This is a genomic window from Magnetofaba australis IT-1, assembly GCF_002109495.1.
Lineage (GTDB): Bacteria > Pseudomonadota > Magnetococcia > Magnetococcales > Magnetococcaceae > Magnetofaba > Magnetofaba australis.
The window spans coordinates 1-19423 of the sequence record NZ_LVJN01000017.1 but is presented as its reverse complement, the minus strand read 5'-3'; the positions used below and the strand labels follow the sequence as shown (position 1 = coordinate 19423).

Sequence of the window (19423 nt, the reverse complement as noted above, 5' to 3'; positions counted from 1 at the left end):
TCCTTTGTCTTTAAAAAACAAACAAAAACATCTTTTCAACACACTTGAGATTCAGAATGAGGGAGAGGCGGCAGACCTGTGGGAAACGTGTTTTCGTTTTCCACAGGGATAGCGGAGCGTCCGCCTCTCCCGGAGCTTCATGTGGGCAAGATCGCCCAGTTTCAGGAAGGATCGGCTTTGCTCTTTGAGGCGGAGCTTTTTGTTTCTGCAGCGCGCTTTTGCCGTTTGCTTTGATTCAGTCGATAGCTCTCGCCGTTCATCTCCAGAATATGGACATGATGGGTAAGCCGATCCAGCAGGGCGCCGGTGAGACGCTCAGAACCGAAGATCTCCGTCCACTCCTCGAAGGGCAGGTTACTGGTCACCATCACCGACCCCTGTTCATAGCGCTGGCTGATCACCTCAAAGAGCAGTTCGGCGCCCGTTTTGGAGAGCGGGACGAAGCCCAATTCGTCGATGATCAACAGCTTGTATTTGCTCAGTTGGCTCTGAAAACGCTGCAGTCGCTTTTCGTCGCGCGCCTCCATCAACTGATGGACCAGGGAAGCGGCGGTGGTGAAGCCAACGGCCAAACCCTGTTGGCAGGCGGCCAGCCCCAAGCCTAACGCGATATGGGTTTTGCCGGTCCCGCTGTTTCCCAAGGCGATGATATTGGACCGCCGCTGAATGTATTCGCAGCGCGCCAACTCCATTACCAGCACCTTGTTCAATGAGGGAATGGCCAGGAAATCAAAGGAGTCCAGGCTCTTGATGGTGGGAAATCGGGCTTGTTTGATACGCCGCTCCACCATGCGCCGCTCCCGCTCGATCAACTCCAGCTCGCTCAGTCGCAGCAGATATCGGCTATGATCAACGCCTTCAGCGGCGCACAGCTTGGCGACTTTTTCATACTCCCGGTGAAAGGTGGGCAATTTGAGCGCTTTGAGGTGGTGCGCCAGCAGGATCTGGGGAGAGTCATTCATGGCTGCTCTCCTGACGTCAACGAGGCGTAGTCCCTGGCGGATGTGCGCGCCACATGCACTTCGGGCAAAAAGGGGTGTCGGGACAGATCCAAACGGGGCGGTCGTTGTTCAATGTGTCGCACCAGGAGATGTTTGACCGCCTCAAAGCCAATAGCGCCCAACATCAACGCCTGTTGCACGGCAAAATGGACCTGTTCAAAGGAGAACGCCTCCAATAGGCGCAAAACCTGGATATATTCCCGCTTGCCCTTTTTACCCAGGCGGGACTCCATCAGACGGCGTAGGGTGGCGAACGCCTCTGGCAATTTCCATCCTTGCAACGGGGCCGCCTGATCCAGCGCTCTGGGTTTCTCCTCCAGCAGCGCCAGATAGTGCAGCGGGTCATAGATGGCGTCCTCACGCGCATAGGAGCGTGGATGCCGGGCAATCACCTCGGAACCGCAGGCGATCACCACTTCGTGGATGTAGCCCCGCACCTGCACATCGTGAAAGCCATAACGCACCGGAACCGAATAGTCATTGGTTCGATAGCGCACCAGCGCCTGGGACGTGGCTTTGGCGCTCACCTTCTCACAGGCGTCATAGGGAACTGGGGGTAGCGGCAGGAACGCCGCCTGGTCCGTGGAAAATCGTTCTCCGATACTCTGCTGACAGCCTCGCAATGTCTGCTGGCGTCGCTCCAGGCATTTCTGGCGCAGATGAGCGTTGAGCGCGTCAAAGGATTCAAAGCGGGGAGCCGGAACCATGAAGTTGCGCCGGGCATAGCCGACCAGTCCCTCGACCTTGCCTTTGTCGTTACCTCGCGCCGGGCGGCCAAAGCGGCTATCGAACAGGTAATGGGATTGCAAGCGGATCATCTCTTCGGTCAGATCCCGGCGACCATCCCGGTAGACTTTGACCACGGCGATGCTGGTGTTGTCGTACAGAATGCTTTGGGGAACGCCGCCGAAGTGATCACAGGCGGCGTTGTGCCCCTCACAAAACGCTTCCGTGGTTTCCGCGGGGAAGCCCATAACGAAGCTGTCGTCGCTGTAGGGCAGACTCATACAGAAAAAGTGGATCTTGCGCTCTACGCCGCCAATCACGCCGTGCGTTTGGCCAAAGTCCACTTGGGCGTGTCCGGGCGCATGGCTGAGGGGAACGAACTTCTCTTTCAGATGCAAACGCTTGCCGCGCACATACTCTTTGACCGCACCATATTTCCCATCGTAGCCATGCTCATCGCGCAGTCGCTCATATATCCGCTTGGCAGTGTGGCGCTCCTTCTTGATCTTCTCCAGATCGCTCTTGAGGATCTGATCTATGAACCCGGTGAACGGCCCCAGTTTGGGCAATCGGACCGGCTTGCTCCGCTGGTAGCCTGGCGGCTCGGGGTGAGGTAGCCTGGAGATTCTGGACACTCCTGTTTGGTATGATGCCCAAAGGGAGCGTTCATAATGAAAAAGACTCAGAGCTACACACCGGAATTTCGCAGTGAAGCGGTCAAACTGGTTTTGGAGCAAGGGCTCACCCTGGAGTTGGCGGCCGAACGGCTTGCGATCCCCAAGAGCACGCTGGCGAACTGGACAAGCGCCGCCAGGGAGCAAGGTCAGAAGATGCCGGGCGGCAGGTCAATTTCCGAGCTTGAAGCGGAAATCACACGACTGCGCAAAGAGTTGAAGCAAGTTCGAGAAGAGCGAGACGTGATAAAAAAGGCCACCGCGTACTTTGTAAGCGCCACGTAAACCGCAGGGTTCCCCTGTCTGGAATGATCCGTCACGCTATGCCTTCCAGGATGCATAACGGAGGAAGCCATGGCGACAGAGTTGACGGAGCGGCAGCGGTATTGGCTTGAGCACGTTCGCGCCAGCGAGCGGACGGGCGGAACGTTGAAGGCGTATGCCGACGCTCAAGGGTTGGATGTTCAGGAGTTTTACAACCAGAAAAGCGAGCTGAGGCGCAAAGGGCTTTTGGATGCAGCGTTCGAGGCGGAGTCACGATTTGCGCGTTTGTCGGTGGAGCCCGACGCCCTGCCGGAGCGCCGTTGTCGAATGGAATTGCCCAATGGCGTGACGCTGGATCTGCTGGAACCCGACTCTGCGCCGGGCTGGCGACAGCTGTTGCAAGCGGTGTGGTCGTTATCATGATGCGCCCGGCCAACGATCTGCCGGATGTCTATCTGTGTCGAGAACCGGTGGATTTTCGCAAAGGGATCGCCGGGCTGGCGGCGCTGGTGGAGGCGGAGTTGGGTCTCGATCCGCTGTCATCACGCCTCTTCGTATTCACCAACCGACGGCGCACCGGCGTGAAGATTCTCTATTGGGAGCGCAATGGCTTCTGTCTGTGGCAAAAGCGTCTGGAACAGGAGAGATTTCACTGGTTGCGCCGCACCGATGGCGTCGTTGGACGCATCAGCGGCCAGCAACTCAACTGGCTTCTGGACGGCTACGACATCACCCGGATAACGCCACATAAAACGCTGGAATATACCTGTGTTTCATAGAGTTGTAGGAGCGCTTGCGGTATAATATCGGGCATGGATAAGCTGCTAAACGATCTGCCTGAAAGCCCCGAAGAGCTGCGTGAAATGCTCGCTGTCCTGCTTAAAGAGCGCGACTCTCTTCAGCAGCAGGTCGGCTCTCTCCAGCAGCGCGCCGACTCCCTTCAGGAGCAGGTGAATCTTCTCAAGGCGTGGCGCTTTGGCCGCCGCAGCGAGAAATTCAGCGACCATCCCAGCCTGTTCGATGAAGCGGAAATTGAGGCGCAAGCCGCGCCGGACGCCGATATCGCGGATGAAGATGGCGCCGATGAGACGGTCGCCGTTGCGGGACATGAGCGCAGCAAAGGCGGTCGCAAGCCGTTGCCCGCCCATCTGCCGCGCCGCGAGATCATCCATGATCTGCCCGCCGAGCAGAAAACCTGCGGCGTGGATGGTCATGCCCTGGTGGAGATCGGACGGGATGTCAGCGAGCAGTTGGAGATCATTCCGGCGCAGGTGACGGTGATTCGGCATGTCCGCTTGAAATATGGCTGCCCCCACTGCCACAGCGGCGTGGTGCGCGCAAACATGCCGCCGCAGCCGATCCCCAAGGCGCTGGCCACGGCATCGATGTTGGCGTTTGTAGCAGTCTCCAAGTATGCCGATGCGCTGCCGCTGTATCGGCAGCATACGATTCTGGCAAGATCGGGGATTGATCTACCCCGCAGCACGTTGGCCAACTGGATGATTCGCTGTGGTCAGCTGGTGCAGCCGCTAATCAATCTGTTGCGCGATCGGATGCTCGAAGGGGGCGTGATCCAGATGGATGAGACCCCGGTGCAGGTGCTGCGCGAGGACGGTAAGCCCGCCAGCAGCAAGTCGTACATGTGGGTTCAGCGCGGCGGCCCGCCTGGCGGCGCGGTGATTCTGTTCGACTACGACGCCACGCGCCAAGGCCGCGTGCCGAAGGAACTCTTGGCCGATTATAAGGGTTGGTTGCAGACCGATGGCTATAGCGGCTACTTGGCGATGGGCAAGGTGGCAGGCATTGAACATGTGGGGTGTTGGGCGCATGCGCGGCGGCTGTTCAGCGATGCGGCCAAGGCGGCGGGCGGGAAGAAAAGCGCCAAGGCCGATTACGCCATCAAGCTGATCGGCAAGCTCTACGCCATTGAGAAGCGGGTTCGGGACAAGCCGCCCGAGGAGCGCTATGCGGCGCGCCAAAGCGAGGCTCCGCCGATACTGGCCAAGTTAAGAGAGTGGCTAGACAAATGGTTGCCCGAGGCGGTTCCATCCATGGCGCTGGGCAAGGCGTTGGGCTATCTGTCCGAGCAGTGGCCGCGTCTGATCCGCTACATCGAGGATGGGCGTTTGGAGATCGACAACAATCTGTGCGAGAACGCCATTCGTCCCTTTACCCTGGGCCGCAAGAACTGGCTTTTCTCCAACACGGTGCGTGGCGTGAAGGCGTCGGCCAATCTCTACGGCCTGATCGAGACCGCCAAGGCCAACGGCCTGGAGCCATTCACCTATCTGCGGCATCTGTTCGAGAAGATACCGGCGGCGCAGACCGTAGCGGATTTCGAGGCGCTGCTGCCCTGGAGCCTCAATCCCGACATGACCCCGAAGGCCAAGCCTACCCTCTGACGCGGTTTACTGGACGCTTACTGAACATCCAACCCTTGAGCGTCGGCATACGCCTTCAACGTTCCGCCCGTCCGCTCGCTGGCGCGAACGTGCTCAAGCCAATACCGCTGCCGCTCCGTCAACTCTGTCGCCATGGCTTCCTCCGTTATGCATCCTGGAAGGCATAGCGTGACGGATCATTCCAGACAGGGGAACCCTGCGGTTTACGTGGCGCTTACCGTACTTTGCCAAGGACACGCTGCAAAATACGCGTTCATGAAGGCGTGGCGAGCCCGCTATTCAGTTGAGACGATGAGCCGAGTATTTAGCGTCTCCAGAAGCGGTTATTACGATTGGCTCAACAGGCCGCCATCGGCCAGAGATATTGAGGATGAGCGCCTGAAAGTCGCCATCCAGGCTGCGCATAAGCGCACCCGTGAGACCTATGGCGCTCGCAGGCTTCAGAAAGAGTTGGCTGACGAAGGGTTTGATGCAGGGCGGGATCGTATCGTGCGCTTACGCCAGGAGTTGGGCTTACGTTGCAGACAAAAGCGCAAGTTCAAGGCGACCACGGATTCCAATCACACTTTGCCTGTAGCAGAAAATCTGCTTGGTCAGGAGTTTACACCAATAGCGCCCAACCAGATCTGGGTGACCGACATCACGTATGTTGCGACCTTGGAAGGATGGCTCTATCTAGCTGGCGTAAAAGATGTTTTTTCCTGTGAGATTGTTGGATACGCCATGGGAGAGCGGATGACTCAGGCGCTTACGGGAGCGGCTTTGTTTCGCGCTGTTCAGCAGAAACGGCCGCCTCCAGGACTGATCCACCATTCAGATCGTGGCAGCCAGTATTGCGCCCACAATTACCAAGCGATTTTGAAGCAGTTTGGAATGCAGGCCTCAATGTCTCGTAAGGGCAATTGTTACGATAACGCCCCAATGGAGAGCTTCTGGGGCAGCCTGAAGAATGAGTTGGTCCACCATCAGAAATTCACCACGCGTGAGGAGGCGAAGGCGGCGATCCAGGAGTACATCGAGATTTTCTACAACCGGCAGCGCCGTCACTCCCGGCTGGGGTATTTGTCGCCAGCCGTATTTGCCCAGCAGTTTATGAAAACAGCCTGAAATCGATGGTACGGGAGTGTCCACTATTGCCAGGACACCTCAACCACGCATCGGCCAGGAAATATTGCGCCGGGACTCCAGCCTGAATGGCTCTGGCGACCATGGCGACGGTCTGATCGAGCTTGGACATCTCGGCAGCCTCGCGATAACGCCGTCCGAGATGAGAGCGACAGTCGAACCGGTGGTTGAGGATGTGGAGCAGGTTGCCGATCAGGGGCCGCTTTGAAAATCGCAAAGCGGCATCCAGCGGCAAAGTCCCTTGCTCGTTCACCCAGACCAGGTGGGCTGCTTCGAATCCAGATATTGAGCGGCCTGTGTTGTGGTCATGGTGCCAGCAAACGCCTTCGATGCGGTCTCCGCGCTTCTCTTTGACGGTGGTGTCTGCAACGAGGTAACCAGGGCCAAGATCCAATTTACGCCACTGGGGCAGCAGTCTTTTGATCAACGCCCAATGCGCGGTGCGCCAGGGGAATTTGCGCTGGAGCAAACGGTAGAAGGTGTCTTTTCCCACCGCGAAGACCGACAGAAAGTGGTCACGGCAAAAAAGATGAATGGACGGCGCCTTCAGCAGTGGGTGCAGGATCAGCAACATGACCAGAGATGGCAGATCCTTTCCGGTCCGCTTGCTCCAGCCGTGCCGGGTGAAAATGGCCAGGAAGCCGATTTCCTGGAGAAAATCGACAATGGCGTTATCCACACCGAATACGCCGAAGGATTGAGTTTTGATCTCGTCAATCACGGGAGTAGGCACAGCGTCCTGTTCCCTGGTATGCTGACTCATAAGGCTGGCCTCGTCCCTGAGCTATCTTGCTGATTCGACACCAGAATTATAGCATATACGGGCCAGCTTTACCCTTGATTCATATGGCAGATTTTAGCCTGAAGGGGTGTTCAGCGAACTGCGAAAGTTGAGTAAGGTGGGCAACGGTCCTGACGACATGCCCAACTTGAGTGCGCCAGGTCAAGCTGTGGTAGGCTGACGGCATGACATCACCAAGGGAAAAGTTCGTTATGAGTGTGCCCTCAAGGCCTTTTCGTGGCTTCCTGCTTTTCACTGGAGCCATTGTAACACTGCTTTTCCTCCCTTTGCTGTCCTATGCGGGGTCAATCGACCTGAGCGCAAGCGAACGCGCTTGGCTGGCGCAGCATTCCGATCTCCGCATGGCGGTCGATATCGATTGGGCTCCATTCGAATATATTGATGAGGAAATGCACTACCGTGGCATGGCGGCGGACTACATCCGCTTGGTGGAGGAGCGTCTGAACGTCCAGTTCAACGTCGATAAAGAGCGCCCCTGGCCACAGATGGTGGAAGCGGTCAAAGCGCGTGATCTGGATCTGTTCTCCTGCGTGGTCAAAACGCCCGCTAGAGAGAAATACGCCATCTTCACCAAGCCCTATCTCTCCTTTCCCATGGTCATTGTGACGCGTAACGACACCGACTTTATCGATGGCGTACAAGATCTCATAGACCACAAGCGCAGCGTCTCTGTGGTCAAGAGCTATGCCTCACATGACATCCTGGTCGAGAACCATCCAGAGTTGCGAATAGCGCCCGCCAAGACCGTCAAACTGGGATTGGAAGCGGTCGCCCACGGGAAAACTGATGCGTTCATCGGCAACTTGGCGGTTGTGGGGCAGGTCATGCGGGAGCACGGCCTCACCAATCTGTCAGTCTCCGGGCAGACGCCGTATCGGTTTGAACTCGCCATGGCGGTGCGCAAGGATTGGCAACCACTTGTCCCGATTCTTCAAAAAGCGCTGGATGACATCACGCAAGAGGAGCGCGATCAGATATTCAACCGTTGGATTCGTGTAGAGTTTTCGCAAAAGATCGACTGGAGCTCAATCGCTTACTATGTCCTGGCCGCGTTTGCCGCCCTTATGATAGTCGTGGTGTGGAATCGCATTTTGCAGCGGGAGATTGATCACCGCAAAAAGACTGAAGCGTTCTTGAACAATGAAATCCAGCAGCGAGAGAAAGCGGAGGAGCGCCTGACGCGCAGCCGAGAAAGCCTCGCTCATGCGCAACAGATCGCTCACATCGGCAACTGGGACTGGGATATCCAAGCAGGCGACCTGGAGTGGTCTGACGAGATCTATCGCATCTTTGGGCAAACGCCTCAGGCTTTCAGCGCAACCTATGAGGCTTTCCTCAATGCTGTGCATCCCGACGATCGCCAGATGGTTCAGGACGCTGTCAAGAGCGCGCTGGAGAACCCTGACGTCGACTATTCCGTTGAACACAGAGTGATTCGCCCTGACGGTGAAGAGCGCATCGTTTACGAACTGGGCGACATTCGGCGCGACGCTTCCGGAGCGCCGGTACTCATGCGCGGCACGGTGCAGGACGTCACCGACTTCAGAAAAACCGAAGAGAGCCTGGAGCTCTCCAGACTGGTGATTGAGAACGCCAGCGAAGCGATCGTCATCACCAATAAAAAAGGCCTGATCGTGGATATCAATCCTGCGTATGAGCAGGTAACCGGATATGCAAGAGCAGAAGTCCTCGGGCAGGACCCGAGCATCACCTCGTCAGGCCGCCATGACAAAGCGTTCTATCAAGAGATGTGGAAAACGCTGCATGAAACGGGCTGCTGGTCTGGTGAAATCTGGGATCGTCGCAAATCCGGTGAGGTTTTTCCCAAATGGTTGAGTATCAACATCATTCGCGATAGCCGAAATGAAATCGCCAATTACGTCGGCATCTTTACAGATATCACACATCAGAAAGCGACCGAAGAGGCGCTCGAACAGATGGCGTTCTATGATGCGCTGACCAAGCTGCCTAACAGAACCCTGTTCCGAGAACGCCTCAATCGTGAAATCGTTATCTCTGAACGTGAGAACCAGAAAGTCGCGGTGCTGTTTATCGACCTGGATCGCTTCAAATATGTGAACGATACGTTCGGCCATGATATCGGCGACGAGCTTCTGATCGAGGTGGCGGCGCGCATTACGGACAACTTGCGCAAAAGCGATGTGGTGTGCCGCTTGGGAGGCGATGAATTCACCGTCATTTTAAACAATCCCAAGACGGTGGAAGATATCGGCAAGATCTCCGAAGAGATTATTCACAGCCTACAGCGCGCCTTTAAGTTGAAAGACCATGAAGCATTCATTGGAGCCAGCATTGGCATCGCCACCTATCCAGACAATGGCCAGGATTTTGAGACGCTGACCAAAAACGCCGATCTGGCGATGTATCAAGCCAAAGATGCCGGGCGCGGCACGTATCGCTTTTATTCTGAGGAGATGAATGCAAAGAGCGCTTTCCGCCTCACCATGGAGGCCGATCTGCGCCGTGCGATTGAAGAGAAGCAGTTCACGCTCTTCTATCAGCCAAAAGTCGAAATTGCCAAGAACCGAACCGCGGGCATGGAGGCTTTGATTCGCTGGAATCATCCCAAAAAAGGCATGGTGTCTCCAGCCGATTTCATCCCACTAGCGGAAGAGACCGGTCTGATTGTGCCCATGGGAGATTGGGCGCTGGAAACCGCCTGCCGCCAGACTAAAGAGCTGCTCGACAAAGGCGTTGCGCTGCGCGTTGCCGTCAACCTCTCCACCAAACAGTTCCAAGACCCCGGTTTGCTCGACAAGGTGAAGAAAACACTCTCAGAGGCGGGACTGCCCTCACAGTACCTGGAGTTGGAGATCACTGAGAGCATCGCCATGCAAGATGTGGAGGAGACCATTGCAACGGTTGAAGCCCTTCGCCAGGAGGGGATTCACATCTCCATTGATGATTTTGGCACCGGCTACTCGTCCTTGAGCTATTTGAAGAAATTCCCGCTTCACTCTCTGAAGGTGGATCAATCCTTTGTGCGGGATTTGACCGTGGACTCAGATGACGCCGCAATCGTTGAGTCCGTGATCTCGATGGCGCACGCTATGGGTTTGAGTGTGGTCGCCGAGGGCGTTGAAACAGAGGAGCAGTTGGCGTTCATAAGAGATCGGGAGTGCGCGCAGGTGCAGGGCTATTTCTTCAGCAAACCCCTGCCCTTTGAACAACTGCTTGATTACGTCAACGCCAACTGATGACCATCACTACAAGGTGTTGAAGCGCACAAAATGGTGGCAATAGCCACCTGGGAAGTCTCGGATTAAAACAGGAGCAAAAACAATATGTCCAAACCCTTTTCCATTTCCAATTCTGAAGACCAAGAAGCCCAAGGACAAGAGAATACGGGCATCTCATTGGGCATGCCTGTTAAAGGTGAGCAGAGCGACTCCGCCAAGATGGTGTTGGATGACAAGGTTTTGAAGCGTAATACCTCACTGCCCCTGACCCGGCGCGCCCTCTCCGATCAGATGAAAATGACGGACCGTGAGGTGGAAGAGCGAAAACAGCTGATCGGCTTCACCCCTGCGGATGTCGGATATCTCAAAGATTGTAAAGAGCACATTGTGCTGCGCATCGACAGCATCGTCGAGAAATTCTATGCGCACCAGGAGACCATCGCTGAGGTGGAGTTGCTCATTGGTGATGTGGAGACCCTGAAACGGCTCAAAGCTGCGTTGCGCGGCTACATCATCGAGCTGTTTGATGGTTATTATGATCGGGAGTATGTCAACAAGCGGCTGCGTATCGGCAAAGTGCACAAACGCATTGGGGTCTCCCCCAAGCTCTATGTTTCCGCCGTGGTGATTTTGGAAAAGCTGCTGCAAAAGGAGTTGCTGGAGGTCTCCATGGCGGACCGGGTCTGCAATGAGTGCGATGGGCGACGTGACGCCTTGCATAAGCTGTTGATGTTCGATGTTCAATTGGTCTTTGACACCTACATCTCCAGCTTGCTTTCAGAGGTCAACGCCGCCAGTGATCAGGTAGAGCGCTATGCTCAAGGATTGGAGGCCACGGTCGCAGAGAGAACGCAGCAATTGCAGGAGCTCTCCTCTATGGATAGCCTGACTGGGCTGCTGAACCAGCGCACTTTTTTCAATATTCTGCGCCGAGAGATCTCAAGAGCAGAAGAGAATCGTCAACCCCTCTGCCTCTCGTTTATTCCATCCAGCCACAAATCGGTCCTGCCAATGGTTCCAGCAGGGCTGATTTCTCTGGACTGAACAGTCGGATTCCCCGACAATCGGCCATGTGGACCAAGCTGGGTCTGGTGTGGGGATGGTAGAAAGCCGATTTGCCCCATGGGTAATTGGAACGCTCCCAGCTTGATGCGCTCTTTGACATTCAGGAACCGGATGGCTGACGACGTTAGGCGGCGACCCGTTCGTAGCGGTGATGCAGACCGCCAAGCACGGGAAATGCGACGACGCTCCCCGCCTCTTTGTGCTGAATATGTGCTGGTTCAGCGGAAACATGACAACCGCCTAAGCCAAAATATCAGTTAGCCGTTCGCCTTTTCAGCCATTTTTTGGGATGGCTGAAAAGACTGCTTTTGGTGCGTCGTCCGACGCCGTTCTCTGGCCGCCTCAAGCTTTTGATCTCGTTCGGCCAGGATCTGCACATGCCGCCCTTCCAGGCGATTCTGTGGGGTGACGTAGTCGATGGCGCTATGGAGCCGCCGGGTGTTGTAATGCTCGACGTACTTTCCCACAACCCGCTGGGCATCTTCCAGCGATAATGGCGTCTGAGGCCGAATGCACTCACGCTTCAAACTACCGTGAAAACGCTCCAGCTTTCCGTTGCTCTGCGGATAGTAAGGCGAAGTCCTCACATGCGTCATGCCGGATTCCCGGATGAACGCCTTAAAATCGTTGGCAACGAACTGCGGCCCATTGTCTGAGATCAGCCGCGGCTTAGCTTCCGGATAGGCCTCCTGAGCTCGGAGCAGGACCACTTCAACCTCATCTTCCTTCATCGACTCACGAATCTCCCAGTGGAGGATAAACCTGCTACATCCATCCAGGACACTGCACAGATAGTAGAACGTCCCCTGGATATTCAGATAGGAGATGTCCACATGCCAGTGTTTATGCGGCTCCGAAGGCTGTTTGAACCCTGTGCCCTTCTGCGAGGGCGGTGGGCTCCAACGACGCATCAGCCCGGCAGTTCTGAGCACACGCAGCACTGAAGAGGGGCTGACCGCCACCACGCCTGCATCCAGCATCATGTAGGTCAGGCGCCGATAGCCCTCTGACGGATGTTCATGGAAAAAGGCGACAATCGCTTCCCTTTCCCAATCGTCCAGCCAAAAATCTCGGGGAATACGGCCATTGTGGTCGTTAACCATTCCATAGCGCTTGCGCCATGAATAGAACTTGCCCCTTTGCACGCCTATCCAGTTGATAATTCGGCTCGTGTCGATTTCGCTCTTGTCTGACCAAAACGCCACGAAATCCACCACCGAATCCCGTATGTCCGGCTCCACCCAGCAGCCGTTCAGCTCACCCCAAGACTTTTTTTTAGCGCAACATGCGCCTCAAGAAGCTCAGACATAACTTCATTTTTGGTTGCCAACTTCGCTTCTAGTTCGGCAATCTGTCGGTCACAAGCCTTTTGGCCGCGTTTGTCAGACAAGGCCGCTTCGCCGTTCTCAAACAAAGCCTTTTGCCAGCGATAGTACTGGCTGGGCTGAATGCCCGCCTCGTCGCACAGATCCGAGAGAACCACCTTCTCGACCAGGTGACGGCGCACATAGCCTACCTTCTGCTCAGCCGTAAATCTCCGCTTCTTCCGTTCCATACAAACCTCCGCTCAATATCTCTACATTATGAACGATTGGTTTGTCATTTTCCATCTGAACCGAAACAAATATCGCGATGAACTGGGCAGTCCTTGCTCAAGCCCAAGTGGGTGCGTGATCCGTGATAGTAGGACACGTACTCACCAAGCTTCTGACGCAGGTGCGCTTCGTTGAACACGATGACATGGTCGAAGCAATCCCTGCGAAGTGTACCGATCACTCGCTCAGCGATGGCATTTTGCCAAGGACTACCAGGAGCGGTAATCACTGTCTCGATCCCATACGCTTGAAAGCAAATTGACTAGCCATGAAGAGCGGATCACGGTCGTGCAGCAGAAACCGCGGCACCGAGTCCCATGGGAACGCCTCGCGGATCTGCTGAATAACCCAAGACGCTGTCGGATTGGTGGTGACGCTGAAGTGAACGATGCGACGACGCTCATGGTCGATCAGAATCAGGACGTGCAGCACCTTGAAGAAAATGGTCGGCACGGTGAAGAAATCCATGGCGACGATCTGATTGGAGTGGTTCTCCAGGAAGGTCCTCCAAGTTTGGGATGGAGGCTTCTCTGGCCTGACCATGTACTTACCCACCGTTGTTTGCCCCACATCATAGCCAAGCATGAGCAACTCGCCGTGTATGCGCGGTGCTCCCCAAAGTGGATTCTCTCGTGACATCTGCCTGATCAAGTCGCGCACCTCCTTTGGAACAGGCGGACGACCAGGACGCTTTTGCCGGGAATTCCATCGCCAGTATAGTCTGAAGCCCTTCCTGTGCCACTTCACGACGGTGGAGGGCTTAACGATCACGAGGGCATTTCGCCACTTAGGCCATAACCTCGAAAGCCAGACCCAGAACATCCGATCCCACATTTTGAGCCTTGGCCGCTTCGGATTTTTGCGCTGCAAGACGTTGAGTTGATGGCGCAGCGCCAGGATCTCCAATTGCAGAGCCGTTCTGGATTTGAAGAATACCGTGATGAAGTGGATGAATTCGGATAGGCTTCTGAGCATGGATGCTCTCCCAAGGCTCTATGACAGAATGGAAGCTGAATGACTGACGTAGCCCAGCCCCATGACCGGTTTCTGAAAGCGTTGCTGAGCGATCCAAGCAAGGCAGGAACTCTGATCAAGGAGCGGTTGCCAAAAGGTGTAGCGGAACTGCTCTCACCCGACTCGCCCGAGTTGGTGGATGGGACGTTTGTTGATGGTGAGTTTCGAGAGCATTTGACGGACCGCCTTTTCAGAGTGAAGACGTTGGGAGGACAGGCGGCATACATCTACACGTTGGTGGAGCACAAGAGCTATCCAGACGAGTGGATCGCCTTCCAGTTGTTGCGATATATGGTCCGGATCTGGGAGCAGTTCGCAAAGCAGGGGCATAAGAGACTGCCTCCGATCGTCCCGCTGGTGGTGTATCATGGCGGACGCGCCTGGGGTGCAGCGGCGCGCTTCTCCGAACTGCTTGAGGCAGAAGAGAGTTTGCTGCTACATCTGCTCGATTTCAGCTATGGGGTAGCTGACCTGGGCCGAATTGAAGATGATGCATTGTCGCAGGATGCACGTTTGCGCTCTGCTCTGATGGCGATGAAGTATGCATTTCAGAGTGCGGCGAGTGTCGTGATCATGCCGGAGATCGGGAAGGGGGTCCAAGGGGATCCCGAGTGCGTATTCCGGCGCAAAGCGGTCAGTGATTCCGATCGAAAGCGGCCACCCATTCCGACGCAAAACGGCCACTGATTCCGATTCAATCCGGCCACCCATTCCGATGTAAAGCGGCCACCCCGGCGAAGGGGGAATCTCAGGAGCGATCAAAAGTAAGCGCCACGTAAACCGCAGGGTTCCCCTGTCTGGAATGATCCGTCACGCTATGCCTTCCAGGATGCATAACGGAGGAAGCCATGGCGACAGAGTTGACGGAGCGGCAGCGGTATTGGCTTGAGCACGTTCGCGCCAGCGAGCGGACGGGCGGAACGTTGAAGGCGTATGCCGACGCTCAAGGGTTGGATGTTCAGTAAGCGTCCAGTAAACCGCGTCAGAGGGTAGGCTTGGCCTTCGGGGTCATGTCGGGATTGAGGCTCCAGGGCAGCAGCGCCTCGAAATCCGCTACGGTCTGCGCCGCCGGTATCTTCTCGAACAGATGCCGCAGATAGGTGAATGGCTCCAGGCCGTTGGCCTTGGCGGTCTCGATCAGGCCGTAGAGATTGGCCGACGCCTTCACGCCACGCACCGTGTTGGAGAAAAGCCAGTTCTTGCGGCCCAGGGTAAAGGGACGAATGGCGTTCTCGCACAGATTGTTGTCGATCTCCAAACGCCCATCCTCGATGTAGCGGATCAGACGCGGCCACTGCTCGGACAGATAGCCCAACGCCTTGCCCAGCGCCATGGATCGGAACCGCCTCGGGCAACCATTTGTCTAGCCACTCTCTTAACTTGGCCAGTATCGGCGGAGCCTCGCTTTGGCGCGCCGCATAGCGCTCCTCGGGCGGCTTGTCCCGAACCCGCTTCTCAATGGCGTAGAGCTTGCCGATCAGCTTGATGGCGTAATCGGCCTTGGCGCTTTTCTTCCCGCCCGCCGCCTTGGCCGCATCGCTGAACAGCCGCCGCGCATGCGCCCAACACCCCACATGTTCAATGCCTGCCACCTTGCCCATCGCCAAGTAGCCGCTATAGCCATCGGTCTGCAACCAACCCTTATAATCGGCCAAGAGTTCCTTCGGCACGCGGCCTTGGCGCGTGGCGTCGTAGTCGAACAGAATCACCGCGCCGCCAGGCGGGCCGCCGCGCTGAACCCACATGTACGACTTGCTGCTGGCGGGCTTACCGTCCTCGCGCAGCACCTGCACCGGGGTCTCATCCATCTGGATCACGCCCCCTTCGAGCATCCGATCGCGCAACAGATTGATTAGCGGCTGCACCAGCTGACCACAGCGAATCATCCAGTTGGCCAACGTGCTGCGGGGTAGATCAATCCCCGATCTTGCCAGAATCGTATGCTGCCGATACAGCGGCAGCGCATCGGCATACTTGGAGACTGCTACAAACGCCAACATCGATGCCGTGGCCAGCGCCTTGGGGATCGGCTGCGGCGGCATGTTTGCGCGCACCACGCCGCTGTGGCAGTGGGGGCAGCCATATTTCAAGCGGACATGCCGAATCACCGTCACCTGCGCCGGAATGATCTCCAACTGCTCGCTGACATCCCGTCCGATCTCCACCAGGGCATGACCATCCACGCCGCAGGTTTTCTGCTCGGCGGGCAGATCATGGATGATCTCGCGGCGCGGCAGATGGGCGGGCAACGGCTTGCGACCGCCTTTGCTGCGCTCATGTCCCGCAACGGCGACCGTCTCATCGGCGCCATCTTCATCCGCGATATCGGCGTCCGGCGCGGCTTGCGCCTCAATTTCCGCTTCATCGAACAGGCTGGGATGGTCGCTGAATTTCTCGCTGCGGCGGCCAAAGCGCCACGCCTTGAGAAGATTCACCTGCTCCTGAAGGGAGTCGGCGCGCTGCTGGAGAGAGCCGACCTGCTGCTGAAGAGAGTCGCGCTCTTTAAGCAGGACAGCGAGCATTTCACGCAGCTCTTCGGGGCTTTCAGGCAGATCGTTTAGCAGCTTATCCATGCCCGATATTATACCGCAAGCGCTCCTACAACTCTATGAAACACAGGTATATTCCAGCGTTTTATGTGGCGTTATCCGGGTGATGTCGTAGCCGTCCAGAAGCCAGTTGAGTTGCTGGCCGCTGATGCGTCCAACGACGCCATCGGTGCGGCGCAACCAGTGAAATCTCTCCTGTTCCAGACGCTTTTGCCACAGACAGAAGCCATTGCGCTCCCAATAGAGAATCTTCACGCCGGTGCGCCGTCGGTTGGTGAATACGAAGAGGCGTGATGACAGCGGATCGAGACCCAACTCCGCCTCCACCAGCGCCGCCAGCCCGGCGATCCCTTTGCGAAAATCCACCGGTTCTCGACACAGATAGACATCCGGCAGATCGTTGGCCGGGCGCATCATGATAACGACCACACCGCTTGCAACAGCTGTCGCCAGGCCTGGCGCAGAGTCGGGTTCCAGCAGATCCAGCGTCACGCCATTGGGCAATTCCATTCGACAGCGGCGCTCCGGCAGGGCGTCGGGCTCCACCGTCAAACGCGCAAATCGTGACTCCGCCTCGAACGCTGCATCCAAAAGCCCTTTGCGCCTCAGCTCGCTTTTCTGGTTGTAAAACTCCTGAACATCCAACCCTTGAGCGTCGGCATACGCCTTCAACGTTCCGCCCGTCCGCTCGCTGGCGCGAACGTGCTCAAGCCAACACCGCTGCCGCTCCGTCAACTCTGTCGCCATGGCTTCCTCCGTTATGCATCCTGGAAGGCATAGCGTGACGGATCATTCCAGACAGGGGAACCCTGCGGTTTACGTGGCGCTTACGATCAAAACGCGGATAACCCGGCATACTCCAATTCTTTCTCATCATTTCATGAGGGAGGCTGGAGATGCCCAACAAGAGGTTATCCATGCGCAAGATCAAGGAAATCCTGCGACTGAAATGGGAATCCCGCTTGAGCAATCGGCGCATAGCCGAGAGCGCGAGTATTGGGCGGACCGCAGTCTCCGAATATCTATGAGGTGTCCTGGCAATAGTGGACACTCCCGTACCATCGATTTCAGGCTGTTTTCATAAACTGCTGGGCAAATACGGCTGGCGACAAATACCCCAGCCGGGAGTGACGGCGCTGCCGGTTGTAGAAAATCTCGATGTACTCCTGGATCGCCGCCTTCGCCTCCTCACGCGTGGTGAATTTCTGATGGTGGACCAACTCATTCTTCAGGCTGCCCCAGAAGCTCTCCATTGGGGCGTTATCGTAACAATTGCCCTTACGAGACATTGAGGCCTGCATTCCAAACTGCTTCAAAATCGCTTGGTAATTGTGGGCGCAATACTGGCTGCCACGATCTGAATGGTGGATCAGTCCTGGAGGCGGCCGTTTCTGCTGAACAGCGCGAAACAAAGCCGCTCCCGTAAGCGCCTGAGTCATCCGCTCTCCCATGGCGTATCCAACAATCTCACAGGAAAAAACATCTTTTACGCCAGCTAGATAGAGCCATCCTTCCAAGGTCGCAACATACGTGATGTCGGTCACCCAGATCTGGTTGGGCGCTATTGGTGTAAACTCCTGACCAAGCAGATTTTCTGCTACAGGCAAAGTGTGATTGGAATCCGTGGTCGCCTTGAACTTGCGCTTTTGTCTGCAACGTAAGCCCAACTCCTGGCGTAAGCGCACGATACGATCCCGCCCTGCATCAAACCCTTCGTCAGCCAACTCTTTCTGAAGCCTGCGAGCGCCATAGGTCTCACGGGTGCGCTTATGCGCAGCCTGGATGGCGACTTTCAGGCGCTCATCCTCAATATCTCTGGCCGATGGCGGCCTGTTGAGCCAATCGTAATAACCGCTTCTGGAGACGCTAAATACTCGGCTCATCGTCTCAACTGAATAGCGGGCTCGCCACGCCTTCATGAACGCGTATTTTGCAGCGTGTCCTTGGCAAAGTACGCGGTGGCCTTTTTTATCACGTCTCGCTCTTCTCGAACTTGCTTCAACTCTTTGCGCAGTCGTGTGATTTCCGCTTCAATCTCGGAAATTGACCTGCCGCCCGGCATCTTCTGACCTTGCTCCCTGGCGGCGCTTGTCCAGTTCGCCAGCGTGCTCTTGGGGATCGCAAGCCGTTCGGCCGCCAACTCCAGGGTGAGCCCTTGCTCCAAAACCAGTTTGACCGCTTCACTGCGAAATTCCGGTGTGTAGCTCTGAGTCTTTTTCATTATGAAACGCTCCCTTTGGGCATCATACCAAACAGGAGTGTCCAGAATCTCCAGGCTACCTCAGCTCTCCATTGGGGCGTTATCGTAACAATTGCCCTTACGAGACATTGAGGCCTGCATTCCAAACTGCTTCAAAATCGCTTGGTAATTGTGGGCGCAATACTGGCTGCCACGATCTGAATGGTGGATCAGTCCTGGAGGCGGCCGTTTCTGCTGAACAGCGCGAAACAAAGCCGCTCCCGTAAGCGCCTGAGTCATCCGCTCTCCCATGGCGTATCCAACAATCTCACAGGAAAACATCTTTTACGCCAGCTAGATAGAGCCATCCTTCCAAGGTCGCAACATACGTGATGTCGGTCACCCAGATCTGGTTGGGCGCTATTGGTGTAAACTCCTGACCAAGCAGATTTTCTGCTACAGGCAAAGTGTGATTGGAATCCGTGGTCGCCTTGAACTTGCGCTTTTGTCTGCAACGTAAGCCCAACTCCTGGCGTAAGCGCACGATACGATCCCGCCCTGCATCAAACCCTTCGTCAGCCAACTCTTTCTGAAGCCTGCGAGCGCCATAGGTCTCACGGGTGCGCTTATGCGCAGCCTGGATGGCGACTTTCAGGCGCTCATCCTCAATATCTCTGGCCGATGGCGGCCTGTTGAGCCAATCGTAATAACCGCTTCTGGAGACGCTAAATACTCGGCTCATCGTCTCAACTGAATAGCGGGCTCGCCACGCCTTCATGAACGCGTATTTGCAGCGTGTCCTTGGCAAAGTCGCGGTGGCCTTTTTT

15 protein-coding genes and 4 pseudogenes are annotated in these 19423 nt (G+C 56.2%); 8 read left to right on the top strand and 11 right to left on the bottom strand.

Annotated features, from left to right (window positions below):
* Positions 1–161: 161 nt before the first annotated feature.
* Both istB and istA read right to left on the bottom strand, forming a co-directional pair.
* Positions 162–962, bottom strand: a complete 801-nt coding sequence (gene istB, locus MAIT1_RS06185) for an IS21-like element helper ATPase IstB (RefSeq protein ID WP_085441429.1) — start codon at positions 960–962, stop codon at positions 162–164.
* Positions 959–2362: an IS21 family transposase gene (gene istA / locus MAIT1_RS06180; RefSeq protein ID WP_085441428.1), complete on the bottom strand. Its 1404-nt coding sequence runs from the start codon at positions 2360–2362 to the stop codon at positions 959–961. Before istA ends, istB begins: the two co-directional genes overlap by 4 nt.
* 36 nt (positions 2363–2398) lie before the next feature.
* Between istA and MAIT1_RS06175 the strand changes: the two genes are divergently transcribed.
* The 5 genes and pseudogenes from MAIT1_RS06175 to MAIT1_RS06155 all read left to right on the top strand — a co-directional run.
* Positions 2399–2686, top strand: a complete 288-nt coding sequence (locus tag MAIT1_RS06175; RefSeq protein ID WP_085441427.1) for a transposase — start codon at positions 2399–2401, stop codon at positions 2684–2686.
* 69 nt (positions 2687–2755) lie between these two features.
* A complete protein-coding gene (tnpA, locus tag MAIT1_RS06170; RefSeq protein ID WP_085441426.1) occupies positions 2756–3088 on the top strand; it encodes an IS66 family insertion sequence element accessory protein TnpA in 333 nt (110 codons plus the stop codon).
* Complete coding sequence (tnpB, locus tag MAIT1_RS06165) at positions 3085–3444, top strand: IS66 family insertion sequence element accessory protein TnpB (RefSeq protein ID WP_085440025.1); 360 nt, start codon at positions 3085–3087, stop codon at positions 3442–3444. Before tnpA ends, tnpB (MAIT1_RS06165) begins: the two co-directional genes overlap by 4 nt.
* Positions 3445–3477: 33 nt before the next feature.
* A complete protein-coding gene (gene tnpC / locus MAIT1_RS06160) occupies positions 3478–5067 on the top strand; it encodes an IS66 family transposase (RefSeq protein ID WP_085440024.1) in 1590 nt (529 codons plus the stop codon).
* Positions 5068–5286: 219 nt separating this feature from the next.
* Positions 5287–6174, top strand: a pseudogene (locus tag MAIT1_RS06155) (IS3 family transposase); the annotation flags it as partial.
* Between the two features lie 43 nt (positions 6175–6217).
* Here MAIT1_RS06155 and MAIT1_RS06150 read toward each other — a convergent pair.
* Positions 6218–6955, bottom strand: a pseudogene (locus tag MAIT1_RS06150) (transposase); the annotation flags it as partial.
* Positions 6956–7185: 230 nt separating this feature from the next.
* Between MAIT1_RS06150 and MAIT1_RS06145 the strand changes: the two are divergent.
* Both MAIT1_RS06145 and MAIT1_RS06140 read left to right on the top strand, forming a co-directional pair.
* Positions 7186–10212 (top strand): EAL domain-containing protein, encoded by a 3027-nt coding sequence (locus MAIT1_RS06145; RefSeq protein WP_158089337.1) that lies wholly within the window; start codon positions 7186–7188, stop codon positions 10210–10212.
* An 87-nt stretch (positions 10213–10299) separates the two neighbouring features.
* The gene (locus MAIT1_RS06140; protein ID WP_085441424.1) at positions 10300–11238 is read left to right on the top strand and encodes a GGDEF domain-containing protein; all 939 of its coding nucleotides are present in this window, start codon (positions 10300–10302) and stop codon (positions 11236–11238) included.
* 278 nt (positions 11239–11516) lie between these two features.
* Here the strand turns inward: MAIT1_RS06140 and MAIT1_RS06135 are convergent, their stop codons facing one another.
* Genes MAIT1_RS06135 through MAIT1_RS06125 form a run of 4 tightly spaced genes read right to left on the bottom strand, consistent with a single transcriptional unit; the run spans position 11517 to position 13829 of the window.
* Complete coding sequence (locus tag MAIT1_RS06135; RefSeq protein WP_198947814.1) at positions 11517–12500, bottom strand: IS3 family transposase; 984 nt, start codon at positions 12498–12500, stop codon at positions 11517–11519.
* Positions 12501–12511: 11 nt separating this feature from the next.
* Positions 12512–12814, bottom strand: coding sequence for a transposase (locus MAIT1_RS06130; protein WP_085440078.1), 303 nt, complete (start codon positions 12812–12814; stop codon positions 12512–12514).
* 44 nt (positions 12815–12858) lie between these two features.
* Positions 12859–13083, bottom strand: coding sequence for an integrase core domain-containing protein (locus MAIT1_RS22230; RefSeq protein WP_241893423.1), 225 nt, complete (start codon positions 13081–13083; stop codon positions 12859–12861).
* Entirely contained in the window at positions 13080–13829 is a 750-nt protein-coding gene (locus MAIT1_RS06125; RefSeq protein ID WP_241893422.1) for an integrase, read from the bottom strand. Before MAIT1_RS06125 ends, MAIT1_RS22230 begins: the two co-directional genes overlap by 4 nt.
* A gap of 39 nt (positions 13830–13868) precedes the next feature.
* Here MAIT1_RS06125 and MAIT1_RS06120 point away from each other — a divergent pair, with 39 nt between their 5' ends.
* Complete coding sequence (locus MAIT1_RS06120) at positions 13869–14555, top strand: Rpn family recombination-promoting nuclease/putative transposase (protein WP_085441423.1); 687 nt, start codon at positions 13869–13871, stop codon at positions 14553–14555.
* A 295-nt stretch (positions 14556–14850) separates the two neighbouring features.
* Here MAIT1_RS06120 and tnpC (MAIT1_RS06115) read toward each other — a convergent pair.
* From tnpC (MAIT1_RS06115) to MAIT1_RS06100, 4 genes and pseudogenes are all read right to left on the bottom strand, one after another.
* A pseudogene (gene tnpC, locus MAIT1_RS06115) lies at positions 14851–16441 on the bottom strand (IS66 family transposase).
* 33 nt (positions 16442–16474) lie between these two features.
* Positions 16475–17164: an IS66 family insertion sequence element accessory protein TnpB gene (gene tnpB, locus MAIT1_RS22015; RefSeq protein WP_198947813.1), complete on the bottom strand. Its 690-nt coding sequence runs from the start codon at positions 17162–17164 to the stop codon at positions 16475–16477.
* 320 nt (positions 17165–17484) lie between these two features.
* Positions 17485–18638, bottom strand: a protein-coding gene (locus MAIT1_RS06105) for an IS3 family transposase (RefSeq protein WP_143814684.1) whose coding sequence is annotated in 2 segments (ribosomal slippage) — positions 17485–18389 and positions 18389–18638 — 1155 coding nt in all. Because the reading frame shifts where the segments join, the coding sequence is not laid out codon by codon here.
* A gap of 63 nt (positions 18639–18701) precedes the next feature.
* Positions 18702–19423, bottom strand: a pseudogene (locus MAIT1_RS06100) (IS3 family transposase); the annotation flags it as partial.